The organism is Paenibacillus pasadenensis, assembly GCF_002864175.1.
GTDB lineage: Bacteria > Bacillota > Bacilli > Paenibacillales > Paenibacillaceae > Paenibacillus_O > Paenibacillus_O pasadenensis.
In genome coordinates this window covers 745,592-764,049 of the sequence record NZ_NFEZ01000004.1, presented here as the reverse complement: position 1 = coordinate 764,049, position 18,458 = coordinate 745,592, and the positions used below count along the sequence as shown (strand labels likewise).

The 18,458-nt window shown below is 63.5% G+C and carries 14 protein-coding genes; all 14 read right to left on the bottom strand.

Annotation, left to right across the window (positions count from 1 at the left end; all coding sequences use genetic code 11):
- Positions 1 to 24 precede the first annotated feature (24 nt).
- The gene (locus tag B8V81_RS13035; RefSeq protein ID WP_101808503.1) at positions 25 to 2,157 is read right to left on the bottom strand and encodes a GH92 family glycosyl hydrolase; all 2,133 of its coding nucleotides are present in this window, start codon (positions 2,155 to 2,157) and stop codon (positions 25 to 27) included.
- Between the two features lie 39 nt (positions 2,158 to 2,196).
- Positions 2,197 to 3,033, bottom strand: coding sequence for a carbohydrate ABC transporter permease (locus B8V81_RS13030; RefSeq protein ID WP_101808502.1), 837 nt, complete (start codon positions 3,031 to 3,033; stop codon positions 2,197 to 2,199).
- Positions 3,034 to 3,036: 3 nt separating this feature from the next.
- Entirely contained in the window at positions 3,037 to 3,939 is a 903-nt protein-coding gene (locus B8V81_RS13025; RefSeq protein WP_180968441.1) for a carbohydrate ABC transporter permease, read from the bottom strand.
- A gap of 87 nt (positions 3,940 to 4,026) precedes the next feature.
- On the bottom strand, positions 4,027 to 5,412 hold the full coding sequence (locus B8V81_RS13020) for an ABC transporter substrate-binding protein (protein WP_101808500.1): 1,386 nt from the start codon (positions 5,410 to 5,412) through the stop codon (positions 4,027 to 4,029).
- 107 nt (positions 5,413 to 5,519) lie between these two features.
- A complete protein-coding gene (locus B8V81_RS13015; RefSeq protein ID WP_101808499.1) occupies positions 5,520 to 8,303 on the bottom strand; it encodes a sensor histidine kinase in 2,784 nt (927 codons plus the stop codon).
- A 21-nt stretch (positions 8,304 to 8,324) separates the two neighbouring features.
- Entirely contained in the window at positions 8,325 to 9,626 is a 1,302-nt protein-coding gene (locus B8V81_RS13010; RefSeq protein ID WP_101808498.1) for a response regulator transcription factor, read from the bottom strand.
- A gap of 225 nt (positions 9,627 to 9,851) precedes the next feature.
- Complete coding sequence (locus B8V81_RS13005; RefSeq protein WP_101808497.1) at positions 9,852 to 10,391, bottom strand: GNAT family N-acetyltransferase; 540 nt, start codon at positions 10,389 to 10,391, stop codon at positions 9,852 to 9,854.
- A 219-nt stretch (positions 10,392 to 10,610) separates the two neighbouring features.
- Entirely contained in the window at positions 10,611 to 12,014 is a 1,404-nt protein-coding gene (locus B8V81_RS13000) for an amidohydrolase family protein (protein ID WP_101808496.1), read from the bottom strand.
- A 16-nt stretch (positions 12,015 to 12,030) separates the two neighbouring features.
- The gene (locus tag B8V81_RS12995) at positions 12,031 to 13,104 is read right to left on the bottom strand and encodes an ABC transporter substrate-binding protein (protein WP_028600048.1); all 1,074 of its coding nucleotides are present in this window, start codon (positions 13,102 to 13,104) and stop codon (positions 12,031 to 12,033) included.
- An 18-nt stretch (positions 13,105 to 13,122) separates the two neighbouring features.
- Positions 13,123 to 14,460, bottom strand: a complete 1,338-nt coding sequence (locus B8V81_RS12990; RefSeq protein WP_028600047.1) for an amidohydrolase family protein — start codon at positions 14,458 to 14,460, stop codon at positions 13,123 to 13,125.
- Between the two features lie 58 nt (positions 14,461 to 14,518).
- Positions 14,519 to 15,406, bottom strand: coding sequence for an ABC transporter permease (locus tag B8V81_RS12985; RefSeq protein WP_028600046.1), 888 nt, complete (start codon positions 15,404 to 15,406; stop codon positions 14,519 to 14,521).
- Positions 15,403 to 16,764 carry an FAD-binding oxidoreductase gene (locus B8V81_RS12980; protein ID WP_052333491.1) on the bottom strand — a complete coding sequence of 454 codons (1,362 nt, stop codon included), beginning with the start codon at positions 16,762 to 16,764 and terminating at the stop codon, positions 15,403 to 15,405. Before B8V81_RS12980 ends, B8V81_RS12985 begins: the two co-directional genes overlap by 4 nt.
- Positions 16,765 to 16,821: 57 nt before the next feature.
- Positions 16,822 to 17,595, bottom strand: coding sequence for an ABC transporter ATP-binding protein (locus B8V81_RS12975; protein ID WP_028600045.1), 774 nt, complete (start codon positions 17,593 to 17,595; stop codon positions 16,822 to 16,824).
- 33 nt (positions 17,596 to 17,628) lie between these two features.
- Complete coding sequence (locus tag B8V81_RS12970; RefSeq protein ID WP_101808495.1) at positions 17,629 to 18,432, bottom strand: creatininase family protein; 804 nt, start codon at positions 18,430 to 18,432, stop codon at positions 17,629 to 17,631.
- Positions 18,433 to 18,458 lie beyond the last annotated feature (26 nt).

Below are 18,458 nucleotides of genomic sequence, written 5' to 3'. Positions count from 1 at the left end.
ACGCAAGACGCCAGCTCAGGCCGCTCAGGATGGCGGCGCTCCGAGCCCCCAGGCGCGGTTCGGGCGCTCGCCCATCTCCAGCACGAGCTCCCCTCCCGCCGCGAGCGCGTCATGCGCGATGCGCGGCACATGCAGCGGCTCGCCGTTCAGCATCGCCGACTGGATGTACTTGCGCCGGGCCGAGGCGCCGCGCGCGGCGATGCGGAACGTCCCGCCGCCGGGCAGGGCGATGTCGATCTCCTCGAACAGCGGACTGCCGATCTCGTAGAAGGGCTTGCCCGGACAGATCGGGTACAGGCCGATCGCGCTGAACGCATACCAGGACGACAGCGCTCCGTTGTCCTCGTCGCCGCACAGCCCGAGCGGATGATCGTGGTACCAGAGGTCCATGATCTGCCGCAGCCTGCGCTGCGTCTTCCACGGCGAGCGGGTGTAATTGTACAGATACGGGATATGGAACGCCGGCTCGTTGCCCTGGCAGTATTGGCCGATGAGGCCGGTGCTGTCCGGAAACAGGCCCAGGAAGCGATATTTGGCGCCGTCGTAAGGCTCCTGGAACAGCTGGTCCAGCCTTTGCTCGAACGCTTCCGGTCCGCCCATGAGGCCGATCAGCCCCTCGATGTCGTGCTGGACATGGAACGAGTAGATCCAGGCGTTGCACTCGGAGAAATAATCCCGTCCGCCGAGGCCGCCCCCGAACTTCGGATCGAACGGCTCGATCCAGCTGCCGTCGGCCGCGCGCGGCGCCATGAAGCCGATGTCGGGACGATACAGACGACGGTAGTTCTGGCCCCGCTCCAGGAAATGCCGATAGTCCTCCTCCTTGCCGAGCGCCTGCGCCATCTGCGCCACGCACCAGTCGTCGTAGGCATGCTCCAGCGTCACGGCGACCGCCTGCCTCCGCTCGAAGCCGTCTACCTCGGGCACCGTCTCGGCCTCGCCGGGACGCAGCGCCGGGAAAAATCCCTGCTCCAGGTAGACCCGGTCAAGCTCGGTCAGCGGCCCGTGAACCCACGGCAGCATCGTCACTTCCATGGCGTTTTTGCGCATCGCCTCGTAGGCGAGCTCCGCATCGAAGCCGCGCAGCCCCTTGGCGTAAGCGTCCCAGATCATCGCCGCCGCATGGTTGCCGGTCATGATCGGCAGATCGCCCTGCGGATACGGGAACTGCGGCAGCCAGCCGCACTGCTGATACATGCGCAGGTAGGAGCGGATCATCGCTTCCTTGCGCTGCGGGTCGAGCAGCAGCTGCAGCGGATGGTGGCAGCGATAGGCGTCCCACATCTGGTCGCGGATATAAAAGGCATCGTCGGGCAGCTCGTGCACGGCATCGTCGCAGCCGCTGTAGTAGCGGCCCTCCTCCGTCACGTCGCTCATGTTCAGGAGCGAGCGGTACAAGGCGGTATAGTACGCCGATTGCTGAGCCGCCGTGCCGCCGCGGACGGAGATGCGCCCGAGCGCGTCGTTCCATGCCGCCTCGGCGGCGGCGGCGGCCTGCTCGAGCGTCAGCGCCGCGACCTCGCGCTCGCGGTTGCGGCGCGCCTGCTCCGCATCGATTTGCGAGAGCCCGACCCGAACCTCGAGCACCCCGTCGGCGGCCGGTCCGAAGCGAAGCAGCAAGCCCCGCTTGCCGGCGCCCGACCACGGCTCGACGGACAGCGGGCGCTCGGAGAAGCGCAGCGCGGCGAACAGCGGCGCCCCGCCGAGCTTGCCGCCGACCGCCGCCTCCTCCGTCGCCGCAGCCTCGGCCGCGATGCCGTCCGGGGCGCCGAGCGACAGGACGCGGCTGCTGCCGGGCGGATAGACGAAGCGATAGATCGCCGCCTGCGCGGTCACCGCCAGCTGGACGGCGATGCCCTCGTCCTCCAGCAGCGCCTCGTAGCGATGCGGACGCGCCGTCTCCAGCTCATGGTCGTACAGCGAGCGCAGCTCCGCCGCCTGCCCGGCTTCCGCCGCGCAGGCCGGCATGAGCCAGCCGTGGCCGACCGGGAAGCCATAGATATGATCGGCTAGATAGCGGTCCGGCATGCCCGGAGTCGTGATCGGAGCCAGCTTCATCATGCCGTGCGGCAGCGATGACACTGGCGACGTGCTGGTGAGCAGATGGCCGACGCCTCCGATATGAGGACGGACAAGCTCGGCTCGTGAATGGTTCATGATGCATTCCTCGTTTCCATGATCGGATCGGCCGTACGGTCAGCCCTTGACGCCGGTCGTGACGATGCCCTCTACGATATAGCGCTGCCCCATGAAAAAGGTGATGACGACCGGCAGCATCAGCAGCAGTCCGGCCGCGACGGATACCTGCTGGATGATCTGCTTGGAGCCGCTCGCCGTATAGCCGATCGTGCTGAGCGCGGTCGCCAGCGTATAGTTGTCCGGCCGCAAGTACATGAACGGCCCCATGACGTCGTTCCAGGAGCCGTGGAAGTTCATGATCGTCACGGTCGCGACGACCGGCAGCGACATCGGCAGGAAGATGTTCCAATACGTGCGGAAGATGGAGCAGCCGTCGATGCGGGCCGCCTCCTCCATCTCGACCGGGATCGCCGAGAAGAACTGCCGGTACAGGAAGATGAAAAACGCGTTGCCGCCGATCGCCCACAGGATGAACGGCCATAGCGTATCGATCAGCCCGATCTTGAAGATGAGGATGTACGAGGGAATCTGCGTCACGATGGCCGGCAGCATCATCGTGGACAGGACGAACATGAACATGACGTTGCGCCCCGGCGCCGCGATGCGGGCGAAGGCGTATCCGACGAGCCCGCTCGACAGCGTCGACAGCACGACCGATATGACGCTGAGAATGACCGAGTTTTTGGCGTAGTTCCAAAAATCGATCAGCGTCGTGGCATCAACAAAATTTTGCAGCTTGAAGCTCGCCGGAGCGATCGTCGGCATGGCGTACCAATCGTTGAGGGCGTTGACGACCGCCAAATACATCGGAAACATGAACACGGCGGAGAAGAGAAGGAGCAGCATGTATCGAAGAGCTCGGCTCGTTTTATTCAACCCTATCGTTCCTGTCATGCGCTATCGCCCCTGATCGGTTTCATAGTAGACCCAGTATTTGCTCGTGGTGAACACGACGATGGACAGAATCATGATGACGACGAACAGCACCCACAGCAGCGCCATGCCGTAGGCGAATCGCTGCGTGGCGAATATTTGCTGGAAGGCATGCACCGCATACAGATAGTTCGGCTGGATCGGCCGCGACAGCATCTCGGTGCCGTTGAGCATGATCGGCTGCAGGTAGACCTGCAGGGAGCCGATGATGCCGGTAATGAAATTGAAGAAGATGACGGGCGTCATCAGAGGAAGCGTAATTTTGCGAAAGCGCTGCAAGCCGGAGGCGCCGTCGATCTGCGACGCTTCGTACAGATCCCGCGGAATGCCCTTGAGGCCTGCCAAATAGATGAGGATGCCTCCGCCGGCTCCCCAGGCCATCATAATGACAAGCGAGACGGTGGCGTAATCATAGCCGAGCCAGTTGATCTCCGGCATGCCGAACCAGCCGATGACCGTATTCAGGATGCCTCCGTTGCCCGAGAACATCAGCTTCCACATGACGATGGCGGAGAAGATCGGCACGAGCGAAGGCAAGTAAAAGATCGTGCGGAAGATGCCCAGCCCCTTGATGCTGCCATTGAGCATGACGGCGAGCATGAACGCGACGACAAGCCCGATCGGCACGCTGAACAACGTGAACACCAGCGTCCGTCCTAATGCGTACATGGCATCGGTATCCGTGAACACCAGCTGATAATTGCGGAGGCCGACAAAGGACAGGTCATTCATGTTGAATCCGTAGTAATTGGTGAAGCTGAGGTAGAATCCGTACAAAAGAGGAAATAATCCAAGCCCTAAAAAGATGATCAGCCAAGGCGAGATCATCGAGTAGAACGCGATCGTGGTTCTGGTCTTCTGCTTCATTCCTCTCACCTCTGAAGGGTCAAGATCAAGGACGCTGGCCCAAGCTGAGCCTGTCGTCCCTGACCTCGCCATGATTCATGCTGCCCGCTATTTAATGGCGTTTTTCGCTTCCTGGACGACGACGTTGGCGTCCTTGGTCATGCCTGCAACGGCTGCATCGACGGATGACTTGCCGAAGAACAGCGGCTGCGTGTATTTCTCAAAGATGCCCCATCCTCCGTCCGACAAATAAGGATTGACCGGCAGGAATTCATTCGAATAGTTGGATTCATCGTCCAGTACGGTTTTCAGACGCTTGTCGAACTCGGTCGCCTGCGGCAGCTCCGTAAGCAGGTTGCTGAATGCCGGCACGCCCCAGCCTTGCTTCGAGCGGTCTTCCGCCGGCTTGCCGCCGAGGAACCATTCGAAAAAGGCGAACGCTTCGTCGGGATGCGGCGAGTTTTTGTTGATGATCGCGCCCGTCGCTCCGCCCGGAGGCGCCACGCGCTTGCCTCCCGGCGCGATCGGAGTCGGCAGCATGCCGAAGTCGTCAATATGCTTGATCGCCTCTTCGTTGCCGCGGATGACGCCGCCATACCAGTAGCCGTTGATCATCATGGCGGACTTGTTGGCCAGGAACAGGTCGCCGCCGCTCGTCTGGTCGTTGTTGACCGAGTTCGGACCGATATTCGCTTTGACAGCATCCGTCCACATCGAGATGAATTCCTTGACCTCCGGCAGGTTGAAGTCGATCGAGCTGTAGTCGCTTGCGTTGACGGTGACGCCTGCGCTGGCCAAATATTGCATCAGCAGGTTGTAGTTCGGCTCCGTCTTGCCCCACTCGTTGGCGGACAGGCCGTACTGAACGATTTTGTCGCCTTCCTTGATCGTCAGCTTTTTGGCAAGGTCCAGCACCTCCGGCCAGGTCAGCGGCTGGGAAGCATCCGGAACCGGCACGCCCGCCGCGTCGAACGCCTTTTTGTTGTAGAAAATGGCGAAGTCGTTGGACCAGTCCTTCGGCAGGCCGTAAATCGGGCCTTCTCCGATTTTTTTGCCGTCAAAGCGGAATACGTTCGCCACCGGCAGCAGCTGATCCCGCTTGATCACCGTGCTCTTCTCGATGCGATCCGTCAGATCGAGCGCAATGCCACGAATGACGTACGAGGGCAGATCGAAGACGCCGCCGATCCGGAGCACGTCCGGAGCGCTGTTTGTCGCCAGCTGCGCGGCGAGCTTCGTTTTGTCTACGTCTTCCAGCTCGATCTTGATGTTGGGATGAGCCGCTTCGAATTCGGCGATCTGTTCGGGAGAGATCTCGCCCGTCCCGAATGTCGTGCGGATCGTCACGGTTTCGGCCGGCTTGCTGCTCTCGGTCGGCTTGGCGCCGTCATTGCCGCTTGCCGCGTTGTCCGCAGGCGCATTGCCGCCGTTGTTGCCGCATGCCGCGACGACGACCATCATTGCCGCCATGGTTGCGGCCAGACGTTTCCTCATGTCTAATCCCCCTAAAGCTAGAGTAGGTTTACGATGGCTTGCCCTTTCATCATAGATCTTCGCGCCAGCAGGCTGTAGGGGGGATCCTTCCGATTTCTATGGTAGAATTAAGCTTCCTCGCCTTCGGTCCAGGGCAGACGGATTCGGACGGTCGTTCCCTGCATCGGCCCGCTTTCGATCGCCATCGACATCCCCTCTTTGTAATACAGCTTCAATCGCAGGTAGACGTTTTTCAGTCCGATCCCCCGATCTTCCAGAGACCATTCCGACAGTCCGGATGCCCATTCCGTCTCCAGTCGAGCCCGATCTTTTTCGCTCATGCCGATGCCGTTGTCGGACACGGTCAGCTCCAGACCCGCTTCGAGCCGTTCGGCGCGGATGACGATCCGGCCGCCTTCCTCCCACCCTTCGAATCCATGCTTGATCGAGTTTTCCAGAATCGGCTGGAGAATAAAACGGAGCACCGGATACGGCCGAGCCTCTGCTTCGATTTCAAAGCTGTAGTCAAAGCTGCCGAAACGGGCCTGCTGGATTTTCAAATAATTGGCCGCGTGGTTCAGCTCGCGGTCCAGAGGCGCCGTATCGGCTCCCTTCGCGATGCTGTAGCGAAGCAGATCCGCGAGCGCATTCACGGTCGAGCTGACCTCGCGGTTGCCGTTCCTCATGCTCTGCATATTGATCATTTCCAGCGTGTTGTAGAGGAAATGCGGATTGATCTGGGCCTGAAGCATGTGCAGCTCGGCCTGCGTCTTGAGCGACATCAGCTCGTTCTGGCGGATCTTGTTCTGCGCGTTCTCTTCGGTGATGCGCCTGTTCTGGGCCGTGGTCAGCTCCAGCTGGGCGATCATCCGGTTGTAGCTCGTCACGATGCCGGCAAGCTCTCCCCGCTGCTCCTGGTCCAGCTGACGGGGAATACCGTCTCCCTCGGCTGCATGCATCGTCTCGCGCAGCCTCTGGATCGGGCGGGTAAGCACATAGGCCATCGCGATCGCCGCTCCGGCCGCGATCACAAACACGAGCATGATGCTGAGCGCATATTGCTGCTGAAACGCCTGGCTTTTGACCAGCGCATCGTTGAACATGAATTCCAGTTCGATCTTCCAGCTCGTTCCGGCAAGCCGGTCTGAATAGCGATAGGTCAGGCCGCTTTTGGACGCTTCCGTCATCGTGCGGTACGCATTGACCCTCTCGCCGTTCGAATCCGTGATGACGAAGGCGACTCGAATCTGATCCGTCTCGACGAGACGGAACAGCGTATCTTTCGGCACCACGAGCAGATAGGCGGCTCGGTTCTGGAATTGAATGTCCAGCCGTTTGACGACGGCGACGGACAGATGATTGAACACATCGCGATATTGGGTCAGCCAGTACGCATCGTCGCGGTTTTCCAGCAGGCGAAAATCCGTTTTGAAATTATCGATGTTGTTGGAAAAAATCGAGGAGTACATGCTCTTCCCGGAATCGTCCAGCAAAACAAAATAAGAGATGTCGTTCAAGCCGGGAAACAGCTTGAGGTCGACCTGATCCTCCGAGACGGCCCGATTGACCTGGTTGTCGATCAAGTAATTTTGAAACTGGCGGCTGCTCCCGATCTGGTTCGTCACATTTTTGGCATAGCGAATTTGATTGCCGATGCTGGTGACCGACCACTTGCCGAGCTTGTCCGCCGACTGCGAGATCCAGGAGCTGACCTCGCTGTTGATCGTTCGCGAGAACAGGAGTCCGTTCACGACGGCGGGCAGCATGAGCGCTGCGCTGAACATGATCATGAACTGGGTCCGCATGGAAATGCGGCGGAAGCGGTTTCGGACGATCGCCTCCGGAATCGGAAGCAGCACCATTTCATTGTTCGCGTTGACCAGCTTGTTTTTCAATCGGCTCGATACGGTTCGGAAAGGACGGAAGATTTGCTTGAGGTAGGCATAGGTGAAGATGGACACGGCCGCTAGCGTCAGGCCGGATACCAGGACGAGCCGGCGCAGCAGATCGGACTGCTTGAGGAAGTCGTCGGTTTTTTCCGAGGTGTATACGATCCGCAGATCAAACGTAGGCAGCGGAAGGACGGTATGCCGGTTTCCATCGGCCCCCTCCTTGTCCGTTCCCTGCGCCTGGACGACCGCGCTGCGGAAGGAGGCTTCATCCGAAGTGGACCAGAGCAGCTGGTCCTTGGCGTTGACGACCGAAAATCGGGCGTCGCCGATGCCATCCGGCATGACCCGGCGGAACAGGTCTTTGTTCAAGACGAATAGCACGAGAATATTCTTGTTTCCCCGGACCATGACGGGCTGGTCGTCCAGATCGTCGATCATCGCTTCGATCGAGGCGCGGTTCTCCTCGCTGAGCAATCCGCTCGTCTCCCGGTATTTGCTCAAGTACTCGCCTTTTCCATACCGGCTGATCTGATTGTAGTTGCTGATGAAAAAATCATAGATTTTGGCGTAGCTCAAGGCGTCGATATTCAGATCGGGCATCTCCTTGAACTCGCCCCCGACGGTTTTTCGGTAGCTCAGCTGATTCTGGTTGGAGCCGATGAAATAAATCGACTGGAACAGCTCGGGAGAGATCCGCAGCGAGTCCAGCTTTTCATTCAGAAGCTCCTTTTCCCGGGCGACATATTCCTCGGGCCTCAGCTTCATCAAGTTGCGGAACAAATTGCTGTAATCGGACGTCTGGAGCAGCAGCATCAGGCTGTTCATGTCGCTCAGCTCGTTCAAGGTATTCCGTTGAAACTGCTCCGCCTGCAAGGATTCGGTCTGCTCGCTCATCGCCCGGCTGACGGAGCCGGCATATCTGTAGCCGATGCACATCAGCACGACCTGCGTCGCAAGCGCCATCAGCAGCGTCAACAACACGATTCGTCCAAGCGTCAAGCCGGACTTCCCGTCTCTCATCCCCCTTGCCCCTCCCACCGGTCAGCCGTTATGCTGCAGCCGGCTGCGATATTCGCTCGGCGTCTTTCCGGTATTCCGCTTGAACAGCTCGGAAAAATAAGCCGGATCGTTATAGCCGACAAGCTCGACGATCTCGTAGATCTTATAGCTGTTGTCCATCATCAGCTGCTTGGCCTTGTCCATGCGGATCGAGGTCAAATATTTCAGGAACGTTTCGTTCCGCTGCTTGAACAAGGACGAGAGATGGCCGACGGAGACATAGACGTGATCGGCGACTTCCTTGAGCGTCAAGCTGCGGTTGTAATGCTCCATGATATAGCGCTTTGCTTCCAGCAGCAGGCTGCTGTCTCCTTCCGATTCCGTCGAAGGAGCATCGCTGCCCGAATCCGAGGCCTCTCGGCTCGGCAGCCATTTCCCGGAATTGCCGATGTAGGCTCCGGGCGACGCAAAGGTCTCAAGCGCGCGCCTCGCCTCCGCGATCGATTCATCCAGCCGCAGCGGGTCGGACGTGCGGGGACCATGCGCCAGCGAAAAGGTGGATCGGAACAGGCCCATATATCGCTGCAGCTGCTCCGGCAGCCCCATCAGCTCCTGCTCCCGGTCTCCTTTTGCAAGAAGAGCGACATTCCCCGTAGACGGCTCCAGCCAGTGGTACCCGCAGCCCTGCGAATCCCAGATATCGTCGAGAATATTGTCCAGCGCGAACGAAAGGAGCTTGCGATCTTTGTCGGAGACGGACGCGTCCGGACGCGCGAAACGATCCATTCGAAGCAGCGCGGCGGAGAAGTCGTCTCCATCCAGCAGAACCTCGCCCTCCGCCCCGTCCTGCTCCAGCAGGTCGCGGTCGACTCTCCCTTCGAACAGCCGCTGCAAAAAGCTTTTCCGCAGCACCTTGGACAGCTGTCCCGCCTTGCGCTTCAACACTTCCACGCGCCATTCATGCTGCTTCTGCTCGTCCAGGCGTCCGACGAGGCGAGCGAAAGCGCGCCTCATGTCGTCGAAAACGACCGGCTTGAGCAAATAATCCGAAGCCCCGTTGCGAATAGCCTCCTGGGCATAGTCAAAATCGTTGTAGCCCGATAAAATGATGACCTTTATAAAAGGATATTGATATGACAGCGCTTGCATCAAAGCCAATCCGTCCATGAACGGCATGCGGATATCGGTCAGCACGATATCGACCGGCTGCTCGGCGATCGCCTGCAGCGCCTCCAGCCCATGCGCGCAGACGCCGGCCGGCTCGATGCCCAGCCGCTCCCAGTCCCAGCCTGCCAGCCCTTCCCGAATCTCCTTCTCGTCATCCACAATCAGCAGTCGATACATGGGTTCACCTCTTGGCCCGGAGTTTGGCAGTAATTATACCTCAATCGGCTCGCCTCATGTAGAAGGAGATCCTTCCTTTCCGCATGCCGAGTGTGCAAAATCGCGCCATCCGGTCGGGCGGACGGCAAAAAGCCGCGATCCGTCTCCGGAGAAACGGACCGCGGCTTGCCTTGATCGTTCTTGCGGGCATAAGCAAACGCCTCGGAACGGCCGAGGGGGGTCCCGTCAGCGATCGGCGGGATTGAGGATCGCCATCACCTGATGATCCTCCCAGACGCCGTTGATCTTGACGTTCTGGCGGGCGATGCCTTCCTTGTGGAAGCCGGCCTTCTCCATCGTGCGGATGGAGCCCGGATTGCGCGGCGAGGCCTCGCCGGTGACGCGGTGGAAGCGCAGCTCCTCGAACGCGTAGCGGACGACCTGCTTCAGCGCCTCCGTCATGTAGCCCTTGCCGTTATGCGCCTGGTCGAGGTTGAAGCCGACCATGCAGCTCTGGAGCAGGCCGCGCGCCACGAACGACAAGCCGATGCTGCCGATGACCGACTCGTCCGCCCGCAGACAGATGACGAACGAATAGCGCGTGTCGTTCTCGTGCTGGGCTTTGGAGGCGCGGATCGACTCGAGCTGATGCTCCTCCGTATAGAATTCATCGCCCGGCGCGGGCGAGAACTGCTCGAAAAAGGCGCGGTTCCGGCGATACAGATCGGCCAGCTGCGCGGCATCGGATTCCTCTGGATAGCGGATGAATACGTTTGATTCCGACATGTTCATTCTCCTTCGAACGATTGGATTAACCGCATTGAGGATAAGCCTGATGTAGGATCATCCTCATGAAGGGTTAACCGCATTATAGCATCGATCTCAGGTCCAAGCCCGCTCAGCCGCGCCTTTTGCGCATCGCCATGCCGATGCCCGCCGCGATCCATAGGAAATAAGCAGCAAAAAGCCCATGCGGCCTGCCGCATGGGCTTGCTCTTCGCCCGCCTACCTCTCCGTCCCGGAGAGGATCGGCCGTTCCTTCGCCGCTCCCTGGCCGCCGTCGGCGGCCGCAGGAGGCCCGGCTGCCCGGCCGCCGGGCAGCAGCCTCGTGACCGCCGGGACCGTCTCGGCGACGAGCCTGCCTTCGCGGAACACATGCCGCGGCGCCGGGCGCAGCCGGATCAGCTCGCTCTCGTCCAGCGCGTCGAAGAGCAGGAACGACGCCGGATCGCCGACGCGCACGCCGTCCGCTCCGTCCGCGGGCTTGCCGAGCCCCATGGCCGCCCGCGCGCCCGAGGCGATCATGCCGATCAGCGCGCGCAGCTCCGAGCGGCCGCTCATATGGGCCAGATGCGCCGCCATATGGGCCGCGTCGAGCGGATTGCCCGTGCCGAGCGGGTAGAACGGGCTGCGGATGTCGTCGTGGGCGAGCGCGACGTTCACCCCCGCCTCATGGAATTCCTTGATGCGGGTGAGTCCCCTTCCTTTCGGATAGCCGTCGCTGCGCCCCTGGGTCACGCTGTTGATGAGCGGACAGGCGACGATCGACAGCCCCGACTGCCGGACGAGCGGCAGCAGCTTTTGAAAATACGGCTCGTTGTAATAGGCCGCCGCGTTGGCATGCGCCGCCGCGACCCGCCCGCTCCCGCCCAGGCCGGTCGCCAAGGCGAGCGAGGCCGCGACCTCGAGGAAGCGGGACTGCCCGTCGTCCGTCTCGTCGCAGAACAGATGCACCTGCGCGCCGCTCCGCTCGGCCAGCGCGAACGCCGCGCGCAGCGAGGCGACGCCCTCCTCGCGCGTGCGCTCCAGATGCGGCACCGCCGATACGCCGTCGGCTCCGAGGCGGAGCGCCTCCCGCATCCGCTCCAGGTTGGACGGACACGACTCGATTCCGTCCTGGGGAAAGGCGATTACCTGCAGGCGGATCCGCTCCTGCCACCGCTCCTTGAGCTCGAGCACGGCCCGCAGGGCGGTCAGCTGCGGATCTCCGATGTCGACCATCGTCCGCAGCTCCAGCACGCCGTAGCCGAGGTACAGCTCCAGCGTCCGCTCGGCCCGCTCCAGCACATCCTCGCGGGTGAGGGCGGCTCGGCGCGCGCTCCAGATGCCGATCCCCTCCGCCAGCGTGCCGCTCTCGTTCCAGGCCGGCATGCCGGCGGTGAGCGCGGTATCCAGATGGACATGAGCTTCTGCGAACGGCGGCAGCAGCAGCAGTCCGCCGGCGTCGAAGCGCCGCTTCGCCGGCGCCAGCCGAAGCGCGCTCCCCTCCGGCAGCGGCTGCCCGGCCGCTGCCGGCTCTGCGGCAAGCACTCCGACCGCCGCGATGCGGCCTTCGACAATGCCGATATCGACGGCGCCGCCGCCGGGCAGGCGGGCATTCGTCAGGAGCAGGTCATAGGGTATGGTCATCGAACCGCCTCCATCGTCATGGGCTCGGCAGGAACTCGTTCGTGAACACGCCGTCGATCGGCTCGGCTTCCGTCAGCAGGCCGATCTCGACGAGCTGCCGCTGCAGTCCCTCCCAGATGTCCTTGCTCATGTAGCCGACTCCGTTCGTCTCGGCGTCGCCGCCGTAGACGAGCGGCTCCAGCGCCTTCGTGCCGAAGGCCATCGCTTCGAGCTTCAGATCCGGATTGCTCTTCTGCATGACGAGGTTGATCTCCTCAGCGTTGTCGCGGTAATAGTTCCAGCCCTTCACGGATGCCTCGACGTACGCCTTGACCCGGTCCGGATGCTTCTTGAGGTAGTCCTCCGTCGTGTAGAGGACGTTGCCGTACTGCTTGTAGCCGAGGTCGTAATTGAGGAAAGAGTCGACCGCGACGCCTTGCTGCTCCATCGTATAGGGCTCGGAGGTGACGTACATCTGGGTGGCCGAATCCGGATCGTCGACGAAGTTCGCGAGCGAGCCGGTATACTTCATCTCCTCGACGCCGTCGAGCTTGTAGGCCCGCTTCAGGTATTCCCAGAACGCCACGCCGCTGCCCACATAGACCTTATGGCCGTTCAGCTCGGACACGTCCTTGTACTTGCCTTTGTGGTACATGATGCCCTGCGGGTTTTTCTGGAACGTGGCGGCGATCGCGACGAGCGGGATTCCGTTCTGGCGCGCCAGCAGAATCTCGTCCGCCTGCCCCATGCCGAACTCCGCCTTGCCGGAGGCGACGATCTGCGTCGAGGAGATGCCCGGGCCGCCGGACTGGATCGTCATGTCGAGGCCCGCTTCCTTGTAAAAGTCCTTGGCGAGCGCCGCGTACTGCCCGCCATGCTCCGGCTGGGCGAACCAGTTCGTCACCTGCGTCACCTTGGCGAGCTCGGCCGGCGGCGCGGACGCCTCCGGCGCAGCCGTCGCCGAGCCGGACGGCGACGGAGCCGCCCCGTTCGCGCTTCCGCCTTCATTGCCGCCGTTCGACCCGCATGCGGACAACGCCATGGCCGCCGCCAGCGCCGCCATCCCTGCCGCTTTCCTCATCGCCTTGCTTGCCGTCTTCCGATTGTCCATGTTCTTTTCCTCCCCGATCTATAGGTTCTTTCCGACAAACGCTTCCGCTCCGGCCGACAGCTCCTCGCGCCGCAGCACCGAGGCGCTGATCCAGCCGCCGCGGCGGCAAACCCAGCGCGATGACGGCAGCTCCTGCAGCAGCTCCTCGCCGGAGGCGGCGCCCAGCACGACGAACGATGCCGCGCAGCCCGGCGCGACGCCGTAATTCCGGACGCCCGCCAGCGCGGCCGGAGCCTCGGTCAGCATCCGCAGCACCGTCCGCACATGCTCCTCTCCGGCCAGATGCGCGGCATACGCGCCGATGAGGCCGATCTGCAGCAGGTCGCCTCTGCCGAACGGATGGAACGGATCCTGAATGTTGTCGGAGGCGGCGGCGACCGTGACGCCTGCCTCCAGCAGCTCCTTGACGCGGGTGAGGCCGCGCCGCACGTTGCCCCGGTCGCCCCGTCCCTGCAAATACAGATTGACTGCGGGCAGCGTCACGGCGCCGACGCCGGCCTCCCGCATGCCGGCGATCAGGCGCTCCGCGTCCTCCTGCGGCATCGCCGACAGCGAGCACAGATGGCCCGCCGTCGCCCGGCCGCCGTAGCCATGCCGCCGGACGGCGTCGCAGAACAGCCCGATCGTCCTCATTTGCGGGTCGTCGGTCTCGTCGAGATGCAGGTCGACGGGCCGGTCCGCTCCCGCCGCGAGCGCCAGCGCCCACTCGATGCCCGCGCCCGGATCGTCCGTCAGATGGGGGGCTCCGCCGATTCCGTCGACCCCCATGCGCAGCGTTTCCCCGGCGAACTCGCTCAGCTCCGCATGCCGCCGCTGCTCATACGCGAACATCGGAAACAGCTGGAGGTCGACGATGTCCCGCAGCGACTCCCTCGCCTCGAGCGCCGCCTCGACCGAGCGCATCGCCACGTCGCGGCCCAGATGCAGCGGCACGTCGAGATGGGTGCGCAGCAGCAGGCTGCCGTAGGACGCCGCCGTCCGCGCGCCGCGCATGATGCGCTCGCGCAGCTCCTCCTTGGAAAACCCGGCGACATGAGCGCGATAGTTGTCGATCGCCTCCCGCAGCGTGCCGGAGCGGTTGCGGACGGCCGGCAGCGAGTACGCCTTGTCCAGATGCAGATGGACGTCGACGAACGCCGGCAGCAGCGTCCGCCCCTGCAGATCGACCGTCGCCGCTCCCCGCAGCTCGCCGAGCCCCGCCTGGCCGATCGGCAGCGCCTCCGGCGCCGCCAGCCATCCTTCCTCCTGCCGCTCGACGCTCCTCCAGGCTCCGTCCTCGAGGACGAGCCGGTACAGGCGGCCTTCCTCCTTCAGCGGCAGCCGGGCGTTGACGAGCTCGATTCTGCCTGGCTCCATCGGCTTTCCCCCTCTCCTCGCAGCGGCCTGCGGCGGCCGCCGCGGCTCTTGCGGCGCTTCAACCTTCCGACGAGTTCAGCTCGGACTCGTGCCAGGAGCTGAGCAGCCATTTGGACAGCCGGCTGACGAGCAGGAAAAAGGCGATGCCGAGCAGCGAGGCGGCAAGCCCGCAGGCGAACAGATACGCGGTCTGCAGGCGCGCGGCGGCGACGGTGATCGCATAGCCGAGGCCGCCCTTGCCGCCGCCGATGCCCGCGATGTACTCGCCGACGATCGCCCCGATGACGGCGAGCGTGCACGATATTTTCAGCCCGGCCACGATGAACGGCAGCGCGGCGGGCAGGCGGAGGCGGAACATCGTCTGCAGCGGGGAGGCGTTGTACAGATGGAACAGGTTCTTCATGTTGTGGTCCGTGGAGTTGAGGCCGATCAGCGTGTTGGAGAGCATCGGGAAAAAGCCGATCAGGAAGGCGATGATGACGATGGCGTTCATGCCGGCGCCGAACCAGATGACGATGATCGGCGCGATCGCGACGATCGGGATCGTCTGCATGACGATGGCATACGGGTAGATGCTCCGCTCCACGAGCTTGGAGCTGGCGAGCGCGATCGCCAGGCCGACGCCGAGCAGCACGCTGAGCAGGAAGCCGAGCACCGCCTCCGACATCGTCGTGTAGACCGATACCCACAGGTTCGAGGCGTTGGCCGACGCGGCGGCGACGATGTCGGACGGCTTGGGCAGCAGGTACGGCTTCATGCCCGCCAGCCGGCAGAACAGCTCCCAGCCTCCGATGACGACGAGGAACGCGACGGCCGGCGGCAGCGCCGAGCGCAGCCTGGCGGCGAGCCGGGTCGTCCGCCCCGCTCCGGGAGCGGCGGCCGCTCCGTTCGGGGAAGCGCTCCGCAGCGGCAAGGCGATGCTTTCGGCAGCGATCTCCTCTCTCATCGTCCATCCCCCCTTGCCGATCCGGCGACCGGCAGCTGCAGCTTGCCGGGATTGAGCAGCCCCTTCGGATCGTTGGCCCGCTTGGCGGCGAGCATCGCCTCGAGACGGCCGCGGCCGCCGGATTCCAGCTTGTACGTATGCGGATCGTTGATGCCGACGCCGATCGACTCGCAGAAGGCGATGATCTCGTACAGCCGCTCCTCGGTCGTATAGCGCACGATCGGCAGCGCCGACGGCATGACCGTGCCGCCGGAGCGGACGAACTCCAGATGGAGCAGCAGCTCGTCGCCGAAGCGCGACTTCAGCTCGGAGATCTGCTCCATGAACCGGATCGGATCGAACCCGGCCTGCAGGTAGGTGAGCGTCGGATCGGCGTTCAGCGCCCAGAGCGTCGTATGGTTCCAGGTGAAGTCGGACAAGCCGATGCCCTGGCGATAGCGGTCCGCGGGCACGGCGTAGCCGATCCGGCCGCCCTCGGCCTCGGCGAGCGCGGCCAGCGCCGCCTCATTGCCCTCCTCGACCTCCAGCAGGCAGGCGGCCGCTCCGCTTTCCAGCTTTTTGACGAGCGGCTTGAAAAAGGACGGGATCGGCCACTCGACCGGCGCGACGAGCCGCTTGCGGATCGAGTCCGTCAGGCTGAGCGCATAGCAGAAGCGGCAGGCGGCCTCGAACTCGTCGAACTGCGCGACCGCCTGGCTCCACTCCGTGCGCTCCGCGATCGGCAGCGTCAGCTCGGTCAGGACGCCGTTCGTGCCGTAGTTGTGGATGTACGCCTGCAGCTCCGCTCCTTTGACGACGAGCCGCCGCGGCGACTCCTCCATCGTCCAGACGACCGCCTCCAGCACGTTGCCGTCCCACAGATTGCCGTAGGTGATGGAGCCGATGCCGCCGGAGCCGCCGCAGACGAAGCCGCCGACCGTCGCCTTCATGAACGTGCTCGGATAGATGCGCAGCTCCTTGCCCTGCTCGCGCAGCCGCTTCTCGAGCGCGCCGAGCCGCACGCCGGCCTGGACGCGGACGAACGCGTCCGTCGCCTCCAGCACCGCGTCGAGGCGGCTGAGATCGAGCACGAGGCCGCCGTCCAGCGGGACGGCCTGGCCGTAGTTGCCCGTGCCTGCGCCGCGCGTCGTCACGGGAATGTCATGGCGATAAGCGTAGGCCAGCACTTCGGCGACCTCCCGCTCGGCCTCCGGCTGCACGATGCCGTCGGCTCTTTTGCCGCGCAGCAGCGGCTCCAGCACGGGCGAATACCAGTAGTAGTCCTTGGACAGCTTCTCGCGCTGCTCCTCTCCGAGCAGCAGCCGCTCCTCTCCGACGATGCCGGCCAGGCCGGCCGACCATTCAGGCTTGACGGTCATGGACAAGTCTCCCTTCCAATCTATGGATTCGTTGCGCCAGGGCAGGACGGCTCGCGGTCAATGCTTCAGCGCCTCCGAGACGGAGCGGACGAGCTCGCCGAAGCGCGGGGTCGTGCGGAACGAGGCATCGCGGGGAAAAGGCACGGGGACGTCGATCGTCGCGGCCACCTTGCCGGGGCGAGGCGTCATGACGACGACGCGGGTCGAGAGGAACACTGCCTCGAACACGTTATGCGTCACGAACAGCACGGTCATCTCCTTGTTGCGGCTCCAGATGTCCAGCAGCTCGAGCTGCAGCGTCTGCCTCGTGATCTCGTCGAGCGCGCCGAACGGCTCATCCATCAGCAGCAGCTTCGGCTTCGAGACGAGCGCGCGGGCGATCGACACGCGCATCTTCATCCCGCCGGACAGCTGCCTTGGCATCGCCTTGACGTAGTCCTTGAGGCCGACCAGCTCCAGCGCCTGCTCCGCCTCCTCCCGCCGCTGCTTGCGGGACATGCCGCGCAGCGCGAGCGGCAGCGACACGTTGTCGACGACCGAGCTCCACGGGAGCAGCGTATGGTCCTGGAACACAAAGGCGGTGTCGCTCTGCTTGCGCGCCTGCTGCGGACTCGTCCCCATCACCTCGAGCGTGCCGCCGGTCGCGCCGGACAGCCCGGTAATCAGCTTGAACACGGTCGACTTGCCGCAGCCCGACGGGCCGACGAAGCAGAGGAACTCGCCTTCGCGGACGGACAGATCGACCTCCTGCAAAGCCGTCGTGCCGTTCGGATACACCTTGGACACCGAATCCATCCGAACCCATTCTTTCGTAGACGCCATCGCTTCCATGCCTATCGCCTCCTTGTTGCGGATGCCCGAGCCTCAGGCTCGGAGAGACTCCATCTCGAACGCCGCGATCGTCGTCAGCGCCTCCGCCAGCCGCGGCCCGGCCAGCTCCAGCATCGCCGCGCCGCGCTCCGCGGTCGCCGCGGCGGCGTCGCCGGCGGCGCCGCTCGCGGAGATGTCGTCCATCACCCAGGCGAACGACTTGGCGCGGAAGGAAAAGTAGGGCAGCTGCGGGAAGCGCGGCATTTCCCGCGGCGCCAGCTCCGGATGGACCCAGTCCGGGCACACCGCCAGGACGAGCGACGTCTCCACGTCGCCGGCATGGATGCCCGCCGCTTTTTCCTCGTCGCTCGTGAACGAATCGCTGTACCCGACCGCGCCCGGGTCGAGCCGGAACACCGCCAGCCCCGTCGCGATGCGGATCTCCCGCGCCATCATGCCGAGCAGGTCGGCGTTGCCGCCATGCGTATTGAACAGCAGCAGCTTGCGGAACCCGGCGCGCGCCAGCGATTCCGCGATGTCCTGCAGCACGAGCATCAGCGTCTGCGCGGACAGCGTGATCGTGCCCGGATGCCCTTTATGCTCGGTGCTCTTGCCGTAGGCGAGCGACGGCAGCAGCCAGATCGGCGCCTCGTCCGGCAGATGCTCGAACGCCGCCGCCATCATCGCCTCTCCGATCAGCGTGTCGGTGAACACCGGCATGTGAGGGCCGTGCTGCTCGACGGCGCCGACTGGCAGCACGACGAGCGCGTCCTCCTTGGGCAGCGCCGCGATTTCACGGCTCGTCAGCCGCGGCAGGAAATGCCGCTCGTACGCCTTGCCTTCATAACGGAATGCCATCTCTCCCGCTCCTTTTATGTCATGTA

Bases quoted from the DNA above. Each gene is read 5' to 3' on its own strand.
- B8V81_RS13035 (WP_101808503.1), bottom strand. From the start codon at position 2,157: ATGAACCATTCACGAGCCGAGCTTGTCCGTCCTCATATCGGAGGCGTC.
- B8V81_RS13030 (WP_101808502.1), bottom strand. From the start codon at position 3,033: ATGACAGGAACGATAGGGTTGAATAAAACGAGCCGAGCTCTTCGATAC.
- B8V81_RS13025 (WP_180968441.1), bottom strand. From the start codon at position 3,939: ATGAAGCAGAAGACCAGAACCACGATCGCGTTCTACTCGATGATCTCG.
- B8V81_RS13020 (WP_101808500.1), bottom strand. From the start codon at position 5,412: ATGAGGAAACGTCTGGCCGCAACCATGGCGGCAATGATGGTCGTCGTC.
- B8V81_RS13015 (WP_101808499.1), bottom strand. From the start codon at position 8,303: ATGAGAGACGGGAAGTCCGGCTTGACGCTTGGACGAATCGTGTTGTTG.
- B8V81_RS13010 (WP_101808498.1), bottom strand. From the start codon at position 9,626: ATGTATCGACTGCTGATTGTGGATGACGAGAAGGAGATTCGGGAAGGG.
- B8V81_RS13005 (WP_101808497.1), bottom strand. From the start codon at position 10,391: ATGTCGGAATCAAACGTATTCATCCGCTATCCAGAGGAATCCGATGCC.
- B8V81_RS13000 (WP_101808496.1), bottom strand. From the start codon at position 12,014: ATGACCATACCCTATGACCTGCTCCTGACGAATGCCCGCCTGCCCGGC.
- B8V81_RS12995 (WP_028600048.1), bottom strand. From the start codon at position 13,104: ATGGACAATCGGAAGACGGCAAGCAAGGCGATGAGGAAAGCGGCAGGG.
- B8V81_RS12990 (WP_028600047.1), bottom strand. From the start codon at position 14,460: ATGGAGCCAGGCAGAATCGAGCTCGTCAACGCCCGGCTGCCGCTGAAG.
- B8V81_RS12985 (WP_028600046.1), bottom strand. From the start codon at position 15,406: ATGAGAGAGGAGATCGCTGCCGAAAGCATCGCCTTGCCGCTGCGGAGC.
- B8V81_RS12980 (WP_052333491.1), bottom strand. From the start codon at position 16,764: ATGACCGTCAAGCCTGAATGGTCGGCCGGCCTGGCCGGCATCGTCGGA.
- B8V81_RS12975 (WP_028600045.1), bottom strand. From the start codon at position 17,595: ATGGAAGCGATGGCGTCTACGAAAGAATGGGTTCGGATGGATTCGGTG.
- B8V81_RS12970 (WP_101808495.1), bottom strand. From the start codon at position 18,432: ATGGCATTCCGTTATGAAGGCAAGGCGTACGAGCGGCATTTCCTGCCG.